This is a genomic window from Actinacidiphila sp. bgisy145, assembly GCF_057708125.1.
The window spans coordinates 1-9,208 of sequence record NZ_JBYIRL010000087.1; the positions used below are offsets into that span (position 1 = coordinate 1).

A 9,208-nucleotide genomic window follows, 5' to 3' on the forward strand; every position below is an offset into this window, starting at 1 on the left:
TGTCCTCGACGAGTTGGTCCTCCACCGCGCCGCCCGCAACCCCGCCACCTGGGACGGCCAACTCGACCACCTCATCACCACCGCCCAGACCCCCAACATCACCCTCCAACTCCTCCCCCTCCACGCAGGCCCCCACGACCTACGCGGCCCCCTCCACCTCCTCACCTTCCGCGCCCGCAACCCCCTCGCCTACGCACACGGCACCCTCACCGACCACACCACCGACGACCCCGACGACATCGAGGAACTCACCCGCCAGTACGACCAACTCCGCGACCTCGCCCTCACCCCCGCCCAGACCATCGAACACCTCCACACCCTCCGCACCACATGAACCCCACCACCCCGGCGACACAGACCACACCCCCCACCTGGACGACCACCACCGACCTCACCCACATCGCCACCCAAATCCGCACCCGGGCCGACTACTTCGAGGCCACCGTCCTCCCCGCCCTGACCACCGCCCGCGAAGACTGGACCGCCCACCACCCGAACCCCGCGACCGGCGGACGAGGGGCCCGCCCGCGAGACGTGAGCGGGGGCGGAGGCGGCGGGGTTCGGGACGTTCGTATATTTGTGGCGCGGGGAAGGGGGCGCCCTGGCGAGGCAACCTGAGCGCGCCGTAAATATGCAGTCCCGAACCCCGCCGCCGCAGCCCCCGCGCCCCACAACCGGCCTCAGCAGGAAGAGCCGGCGGAAGGTACCCGCCCCACCCAGCACGGCCGCCGCTCACCCGATTGTGACGACCCGGGCCCACTCCGGCGGCGCCGGAACGTACCCGGGGTCCTCCTCGTCGTCGGCCCGCGGCGGCCGCGGGAAAAGGCCCACCACGGTGCGGCAGGACGGCGCTTCGGCCGGCCACGGCGTCTGCGCGTCGGTGAAGACGACGATCGCGTCCGGCCGCGGCGCCGTCCGCAGCGCCCGCGCGAACCCCGCCCGCAGGTCGGTCCCGCCACCGCCGACCAGCTCGATGCCCTCCGCCCGGCAGATCGGTACCGCGACCCGCGCGGCGGCGTCACAGGAGATCACCGACACCAGGTCCCGCCGCCCGCCCACCGCCCGCACGATCGCCGCCACCTCCAGCAGCGCGCTGCCCAGTTCGGCGTCGCTGACCGAAGCGGAGGTGTCGATGACGACGCAGACCCGCGGCGGCGTACGGCGCAGGCTCGGCAGCAGCACCCCCGGCAGGCTCGCCGAACGCCGCGACGGACGGCGGTAGGTGTGGTCGCCACCGGTGCCGGGGACGCTGACGGCCGAGCGGACCGCGGCCCCCAGCAACTGCCGCCAGGGCTGGGGCGGGTGGAACGCCTGCTCCGCCCAGCGCCGCCACCCCTGCGGCGCGCTGCCCGGCCGTCCCCTGATCGCCTCGGCGACCCGGAAGCGGACCGCGTCCCGCTGCTGCCGGCTCAGACCGTCCGCCCCGCCGGGCCCGAGCTCCCACGGCCGCGCGTACCCGTCGGCGCCGCTGCCGCAGTCCAGCCAGGACAGGTCGGCGGCGCCCGACAACGACGCCAGGCCGAGGTACTCCTCCATGAGCAGACCGTCGCTCAGCCCCAGCATCGCGGGCACCGCGGCGCCCGCGGGCCGCGGCAGGCCGTCGCCGTAGATGTCGTCGTTGATCTCGAAGTCGGCGGCGATGTTCTGCCGCAGCCGCTCCCCCGGGCCGTACGCCTCGTGCTCGTGCGCGTACCGCTCGCCGCGCACGTGGTGGTCGCGCAGCAGGTGCGCGACCTCGTGCACCCACACGCCCGCCAGCTCCTCCACCGGCATGCGCGCGACGAAGCCGGGCGAGACGTAGCAGCGCCAGTGCGCGTCCACCGCCATCGTGGGCACCGACCGGTCCTCGACGATGTGCAGCGCGAACAGCGCGTCGGCCAGATACGGGCGGACCCGCACCGCGTGCAGCCGCGCGGCGAGCAACTTCTCCCGGTCCAGGGGCAGTACGGGTCCGGGCGCGGGCCGCGAACGCGTCGCCGAGCCGGCATGCGGGCGCGGCCCCGGCTTGGGCGTCGGCTTGGGCCCCGGCCCCAGCGCCGTACGCTTCCCAGCCCCCGTCACCACCCCACCCCCGCCGGTCCGGCGTCCCGCTTCGCCTCTTCCGCCCGCTGCCGCCGCACCGACCGGTCCGCCCGGCGGGCGAGGCCGACCACCCCGGCCAGCCGCTCCACCCCTTCGGGCACCTCCCAGTCGTCGTGGCGCAGCGCGGCCAGCGCCGTCGCCGGGCCGACCAGCAGGTCGGGCGCGCCCGTCTCCAGGGCCCGGGCCAGCACCGCCCAACCCGCCTCCCACCGCGCCCGCTCCGGCCGCGCGCCGACCGCGGCCACCACCGACTCCAGGGCCGCCTGCCGCAGGTCACCCCGCTCGGGCAGGTCGGCGCCCGGCGGGTCGGCCAGCAGCAGTTCGGGGTCCGGCAGTTCCATCCGGTCCAGGTGGGCGAGGAGTTCGAGGCCGGGACCGTCGCCGACCGCGCCGCGCACCAGCAGCGCCAGCACGTCCCGGGAGACCCCGGCGGCGGTGCCGAAGGCGAGCAGCGTCAGCGCGGCCTCCCAACTGCGGGGCGACGGCCAGGCGCCGCCGCGCCGTGTCTCGGTGCTCGGCAGGCGGTGGATCAGCGTCGGCCGGGCCTGGAGGAAGCCGCAGACCGCGCGGCGGGCGAACTCCGCCGCTTCCGGCAGCCGTTCGGGCGCCAGCCGGGGCAACTCGGCCCGGGGCCACACGCCGCCGAGGCCGCGCACCACCACCTCGCGGTCGTGCACCCAGTACAGGTGCACGAACCGGTTGGCCAGCGGCGGGCTCAACTCCCAGCCGTCGGCGGCGGACGCGCGCGGGTTGGCGGCGGCCACGATCCGCACTCCCGGAGGCAGCCGGAGGGCGCCGACCCGGCGTTCCAGGACGACCCGCAGCAGGGCGGCCTGGACGGCCGGGGTGGCGGTGGACAGTTCGTCGAGGAAGAGCAGGCCCCGGCCGGCCCGCACCAGGTCGACCGCCCAGCGCGGCGGCGCCATCGGGACCCCGCGCGCCTCGGGGTCCTCTCCCACGATGGGCAGCCCCGCGAAGTCGGACGGCTCGTGGACACTCGCGATCACCGTCGTCAGCGGCAGGTCGAGGCACTCCGCGAGCTGCGTCAGCGCCGCGGTCTTCCCGATGCCGGGCTCGCCCCACAGCAGTACCGGCAGGTCGGCCGCGACCGCCAGCATCAGCGCTTCCAGCTGCTCGTCGGGCCGCGGCTCGGTGGTGGTCGTGCGCAGGAGTCCCAACAGCTGCTCGGCAACGTCGAGTTGGGCGTCGGTGTGGCCAGCCGCGCCGGGTACGGACGCGGGTACGGGTACGGCAACGGGCATGAGGGTGCTGGACGTCATGGGCATCACCTGAGGTCGTGTACGGGGACGGGTCGGCCCGTCCCGGCGGTCGTGGACGTGAGCAGGGCGGCGCACAACGCGCGCCGGAAAACGTGTGATTGGGCGTACGAGGCGGTCGCGGCAGCCCGAATCAGCCGAACTGGCCGATCCGGGGCCGGTCGCGCCGCATCCGCTTGCTGCGCAGGAGGGGAGGAGCCGTACGGTCGAGCCGGAGCCGCCGGTCCCCCTCGGCTCCGGGATGCCCGGCCACCAGGCCCGCGCGGAAGAGCCCGTGGTCGACCCGGCGGGCCGCGGCCCGCGCCAACTCCGCCCGTAGCGGCCCGTCCCGCAGCACCGCACCGGGCCCGAGCAGCCCCTCGACCACGGCCAGCGCACCGGCGACGTCGCCGTGGCCGAGCCGCTCGCGGACGGCTGGCAGCGCCTCCGGGTCGCGGTGCGCCGCGTCGATCGCGCGGAGGCACGGCAGGGCGGGCCCGCCGAGCGCCACCAGCAGTTCCTCCCGGCGTACTTCGCCCGGGTCGTGGTCGACGGCCGTCAGCACACCGTCGCGCAGCGCGATCCGGTGCACCTCGCCCCGGCATTCCACCCGGTGCGGATCACCGGGTGACGCGACGGGTGGGGCGTCGCCGGCGACCGCCGGGTGCGGGACGTACGGTGCCAGCGCCGCGCCGACCAGCGGATGCAGTGCGCCGGCCGGCACCAACTCCGCCCGCAGCAGCTCCAGATCGGGCAGCACCCGCGCCGCCGCTTCCGGCAGCACCGGCAGTGCGGCGATCTCGTGGGCGGCCAACTCAACTGTCACCACACGGAATTGGGGTGCATGGCTGTCGTCGGGGCCGAAGAGTTCCAGCACCGCCCGGCGGCGGGCGCCGAGCCGTACCGTGAAGGGCCCGCGCGGGCGGCCCGCGGCGCGCAGCAGCAGTTCCGCCTCATCGGCCCAGGTCGGTACCGCCCAGGGCGAGTCGGGGTCGTACGGCCGGTCGGCACCGCTGCGCCGGGCGAGTTCGCCGCTGCGGGTGGCGTCCCACAGGTGCCGGTGCAGGTCGAGCCGGAACCGGCGGTCCGGGTGCGGATGCGGGTACGGGTACGGGTACGGGTGCCCGTAGCGGTACCGGCTGGGGTGCTGCCGCAGTGCGGGCCGTACGGCGGCGCCGCTCGGGCCCTCCCACAGCGCCAGCGACACCCGCTGGCCGGCGTCGGCCCACGGCGGCGGGGTGCGGACCACCAGGTCCAGCGGGAAGCTCGAACTGCCGTAGCGGGCAAGGAGAATGGTCAGGTCCGGCCGCAGCCGGCCGTCGGGGGCGGTCCTGGGCAGGTGCCAGCGCAGCAGGTCCGGCGCGAGGCGGCGCAGGTCGGCCCGGAGCCGGGCGAGGACATCGGTGCCGTGGCGGTGGCGCACGGCGCACAGATCGAGGTCGACATCGACGCGGGCGGCGGCGCAGGCCCCGGCCCAGTCACCGGCCGCACGCCGTGCGGTCGCGGTCTCGATCATGGACGGCGGCACGGCGTACTCGCGTACGCGCTGCCACATCAGCAGGCGGGGCGGAATCCCGTTCGCGAAGTGAGCTGCCATCAGCAGTCACCTTGAGCGAGCGAGTCCCCCAATCCGTACGAGGAAGTGTTCATCCCGCGCATCATAGGCACAGCCGCGCGCATCTGTCAGGCCTCTCCGGCCCGCCGCCCGCGTCAGGCCGTCACGGCAGCCGCCGCGCCGACGGGCTCGCCGAGGTGCCGGGCGAGGAACCGCACCGCGCTGTCGATCTCGAACCGGGGCAGTTCGAGGTGCCGACCCGCGTTGACGTGCAGCGACTTCTCCTTCGAGGCGAAGGCGTCGAACAGCGCGAGGCTGCCCGCGCGCGAGATGCGCTCGTTGTCCCACTGCATGCCGAACTCGACGGGGACGGTGATCCGCCGCGCGTGCTCGATCAGGGCGTCCGGCCAGTGCGGGCTGAAGACCGCGGCGGCGATGCGGGGTTCGGCCGCCACCAGCGGCATCCCGATCGCGGTGCCGAGGCCGATGCCGACGTACCCGACCGGCCCGCCGGGGCCGATCTCCGGGAGTTCCTGGAGGGCGTCCAGGGTCGCCTGCCACTCGGGTACGGCCTGCACCGCCAGGCGGGCGTTGTACGGGACGACGACCGGGGCCTCCGGCGCGCCCGCCGCCTGTGCCCGGCGCAGCGCGGCGACGGATTCCTGGTCCTGCGCGCTGCGCGGCCGGTCGCCGTGGCCGGGCGCGTCGATGACGGCGACGTGGTAGCCGCAGCCGGTGACGAGGAGCCGGGCCCGGCCCAGCATCGCCGGGTGCTTCTTGTGGGCGCCGCCGCCGTGGCCGATCAGCACCAGCGGGGCGGGGCGGCCGGTGGCAGGGGCCGGCGACCACAGGACGCCGGGGATGCCGGAGGTACCGGACTCGCCAGGAGTGCCGGGGCCGGCGGGGACGCCGGTCAGGACGAAGTCCCGCTGGGTGACGCCGTCTTCGGACGTCTCTGCGGTGAAGTGCAACGTATGCATGGTGGTGCCTTTCCGGGAGTGCCTTGGTGGGGAGGCGCTCCCGGCGGCGCCTGTGTCAGCCGCCGGCCGTGACGGGAAGGGGGAGCACCCACGTCGCTACAGCGTTCACGGGTCTCACCTCCTCCGGGCGGTGTCACGGTCGGCCACAAGCTAACAGCGCCTGCTGGTGCGGCTCCACCGGTTTTCCCGGCCAGGGCCTCCGCGACCGCCGAGCGGTAGGCGAGTAGGCGAGTAGGCGAGTAGGCGAGTAGGCGGCGAACAGCCGTGCAACCGGAGGGGAACCGTCCGCGAAGTGGGACATGTCTCAGATCGTGCACAACTTCTCCATAGAACCGTCCCAGAATCGTCATACCTGCCAGAATCCGACCGCCAACGCCCCATCCACGGAAGGACTTTCGCCCACATGGGCATACACAGACTGCTCTGGCCCGCGGCGGCCGCCACCGCCGCGCTGCTGGCCGTCACCCTCCAGGGTGCGCCGTCTCCCACCGCCGTGCCGGTCGCCTCGGTGACCTGCGCCTCGGGGGTCTGGAAGGGCGACTACTACGCCAACCTGAAGTTCAGCGGCACGCCGAAGAAGTCGCTCTGCGAGACCTCGATCAACAAGAACTGGGGCAGCGGCCACCCCGCCGGCATCTCGCTGCCGAACAACAACTTCTCCGTCCGCTGGACCATGAAGCGCGCCTTCGGCGGCGGCGGCCCGTTCAACCTCTCCATCGCGGGCCAGGACGGGATGCGGGTCTGGATCGACAGCAAGGAGTACATCAACCTCTGGCACGACTACTCCTCGACCCACTCGAAGACCGTCCGGGTCACCGTCCCCGCCGGCACCCACACCGTCCGGGTCGACTACGGCGCCGCCACCGGCAAGGCCAACGTGAAGGTCGGGCTCACCCCGGCCACCAGCGGCGACCGGACCGCACCCGCCGCGCCGACCTCCGTCAAGGCCACCCGCGGCGACAGCAAAGCGACGCTGAGCTGGGCCCGCAACGTCGAGGCCGACCTCGCCGGCTACCGCGTCTACCGCAACACCTCCCTGCCGGTCCCGCTGGACACCGCCCACCGGATCAGCGGCAGCACGCTGCGCACCACCACCTCCTACACGGCAAGCGGGCTGCACAACGGCACCAAGTACTACTTCGAGGTCACCGGCGTCGACCGCAGCGGCAACCAGTCGCACGCCTCGTCCGCGGTCAGCGTCATCCCCGCCGACACCACGCCGCCGCGGCCGGCGACCGACCTGGGCGTGGACGCCTACGCGGACGAGAACGTCCTGACCTGGGCGCCCAGCCTGGACGATCTCGGCTTCGGCGACGTCGTCGGGTACCACGTCTACCGGGCGACGGCCTCCGCCGGCCCCTGGACCCGGCTCACCACCACGCCGGTGACCACCAACGTGTACCACGACCCGAAGGCGCCGATCGGCATCCGGGCGTACTACCGGGTGATCGCCCTGGACGAGGCCGGCAACCAGTCCACGCCCGCCTCCGCCAGCGCTGTCCGCCCCGACGACGGCAGCGTCACACCGCCGGTGCCCACCGGGCTGAAGGCCACCGCGAGCACCGACGGCATCAGCCTCGACTGGGCCGACAACCCCGACGGCAGCGGCACCCACGGCTACAACGTCTACCGCGCCGGCGCGGCCGGGACGTACACCAAGCTCACCGCGGCGCCGATCACCGGCTCGCAGTACCAGGACAGCCAGGCACCCGTCGGCAGCGCCTCCTCCTACCGCGTCACCGCGGTGAGCAAGGCGGACATCTACGGCGACGTCCACGAGTCGGCGCCCGCGCAGACCTCGGCCACCCGCCCGGTGCCGCCGGACACCACGCCGCCGCCGGCGCCCAGCGGCGCCAAGGCCACCCTCGACTACGCCAAGACGCAGATCCTGGTGTACTGGAACGCGCCCACCGACACGGACACCGCGCGGTTCGAGCTGCGCCGCTACCTCGACGACGGCACGTCCCAGCAGATCCCGCTCGACTCGCCGCTGTACCCGCACTACCTGGACACCACCGCGCAGGCCGCCTCCGTCAACGCCTACGTGATCAGCGCGTTCGACGCGGCGGGCAACCGCAGTGACACCACGGTGTTCGTCCAGTGGGACTCCGACGCCCCGCCGGCCGCCCCCGCCGGGCTGACCGCGACACCCACCACGTCGGGCGTCGCCCTCACCTGGTCGGCCAACACCGAGTCCGACCTGAAGGACTACCGGGTGCTGCGCCGCAACGCCGCGGACCAGGGGTTCGCCCAGATCGCCACGCTGCCGGCCGGCACCACCTCCTGGCTGGACCCGTCGCCGCCGCTCCACGTCGAGCTCGGCTACGAGGTGCAGGCCGAGGACGAGGGCGGGCACCTCAGCACGCCCTCCGCGCCGGTCCTCACCACCGCGCTGGACACGGTGCCGCCGGCCGTCCCCACCGCCGCCCGGGCGACCGTCCAGGGCCAGGACGTCTCCGTCACCTGGACCGCCTCGCCGACCGTCGACGTGGCCGGCTACCGGGTCTACCGGTCGGTGGACAGCAGCGACGGCTACGCGCTGGTGGCCGAGGTGGGCAAGGACCAGCAGAGCTGGACCGACGACGGCGCCGCGCCCGGCCTGACCGCCCTGTACGCGGTCACCGCCGTGGACTACTCGGGCAACGAGTCCGCGCGCTCCGCCCCCGCCGAGGCGATCCCCCCCTACCCGGACGGCGTGACCGCGCCCGCCCCCGCCACCGCGGTGACTTCCGCCCTGGCCGACGCGGGCGTCCGGCTGGACTGGACCGCGAGCACGTCCTCCGACGTGGCCGGATACCTCGTCTACCGCTCGCGCGGCGCGGTCGGTGTCGCGGTCGCCGACGACCTGCTCACCCCGCAGCCGGTGACCGCGACCACCTTCACCGACCCGACCGGCCGCACCGCTCCGAGCTGGTACTACGCGGTCGTGGCGGTGGACGCGGACGGCACCCGGTCGCTCCCGGCCACCGTCCGGCAGAGCGTCGACGAGCAGCCCCCGCCGGCGCCGGCCCACCTGTCGGCGGTCACCTACTCGCCCGGCGGCTACGTCGTGTTGACGTGGGACAACGCCATCGCCCCCGGCTCGGACACCGTCGGCTACATCGTCACCCGGTCCACGACCCTCACCGGCCCCTACGTCCCGCTCACCACGGACCCGCTGGTGCCCACCGGCACCTCCGGTTCCTTCCGGATCGACACGCCGCCGACCGGCGCGTCCTACTACCGCGTCTACGCCGTGGACGCGGTCGGCAACCAGTCCCCCTTCGCGACCGCCCAGTCCTTCAAGTAGCCCCACCCACCGACGGCGGCGCGCCCACCCCAGGCACAGCGCCGTC

The 9,208-nt window shown here is 74.5% G+C and carries 6 protein-coding genes; 2 read left to right on the forward strand and 4 right to left on the reverse strand.

Annotation, left to right across the window (positions count from 1 at the left end; genetic code table 11):
• On the forward strand, positions 1-334 hold a 334-nt coding region (locus AC3ERT_RS36205; RefSeq protein ID WP_435179383.1), incomplete at its 5' end, for a Scr1 family TA system antitoxin-like transcriptional regulator.
• Positions 335-732: 398 nt separating this feature from the next.
• Here AC3ERT_RS36205 and AC3ERT_RS36210 read toward each other — a convergent pair.
• From AC3ERT_RS36210 to AC3ERT_RS36225, 4 genes are all read right to left on the reverse strand, one after another.
• A complete protein-coding gene (locus AC3ERT_RS36210; protein ID WP_435179393.1) occupies positions 733-1,944 on the reverse strand; it encodes a vWA domain-containing protein in 1,212 nt (403 codons plus the stop codon).
• 113 nt (positions 1,945-2,057) lie between these two features.
• Entirely contained in the window at positions 2,058-3,362 is a 1,305-nt protein-coding gene (locus AC3ERT_RS36215; protein WP_435179385.1) for an AAA family ATPase, read from the reverse strand.
• Between the two features lie 130 nt (positions 3,363-3,492).
• Entirely contained in the window at positions 3,493-4,935 is a 1,443-nt protein-coding gene (locus tag AC3ERT_RS36220) for a hypothetical protein (protein ID WP_435179387.1), read from the reverse strand.
• Between the two features lie 113 nt (positions 4,936-5,048).
• A complete protein-coding gene (locus AC3ERT_RS36225) occupies positions 5,049-5,873 on the reverse strand; it encodes an alpha/beta hydrolase (protein WP_435179389.1) in 825 nt (274 codons plus the stop codon).
• A gap of 403 nt (positions 5,874-6,276) precedes the next feature.
• On the opposite strand from AC3ERT_RS36225, the gene AC3ERT_RS36230 reads away from it, so the two are divergent.
• Positions 6,277-9,162 (forward strand): fibronectin type III domain-containing protein, encoded by a 2,886-nt coding sequence (locus AC3ERT_RS36230; RefSeq protein WP_435179391.1) that lies wholly within the window; start codon positions 6,277-6,279, stop codon positions 9,160-9,162.
• Positions 9,163-9,208: the final 46 nt, after the last annotated feature.

What these genes read in the sequence shown, in the direction of transcription:
- AC3ERT_RS36215 (WP_435179385.1), bottom strand. Translation starts at nt 3,362, where the DNA reads ATGACGTCCAGCACCCTCATGCCCGTTGCCGTACCCGTACCCGCGTCC.
- AC3ERT_RS36220 (WP_435179387.1), bottom strand. Translation starts at nt 4,935, where the DNA reads ATGGCAGCTCACTTCGCGAACGGGATTCCGCCCCGCCTGCTGATGTGG.
- AC3ERT_RS36230 (WP_435179391.1), top strand. Translation starts at nt 6,277, where the DNA reads ATGGGCATACACAGACTGCTCTGGCCCGCGGCGGCCGCCACCGCCGCG.
- AC3ERT_RS36225 (WP_435179389.1), bottom strand. Translation starts at nt 5,873, where the DNA reads ATGCATACGTTGCACTTCACCGCAGAGACGTCCGAAGACGGCGTCACC.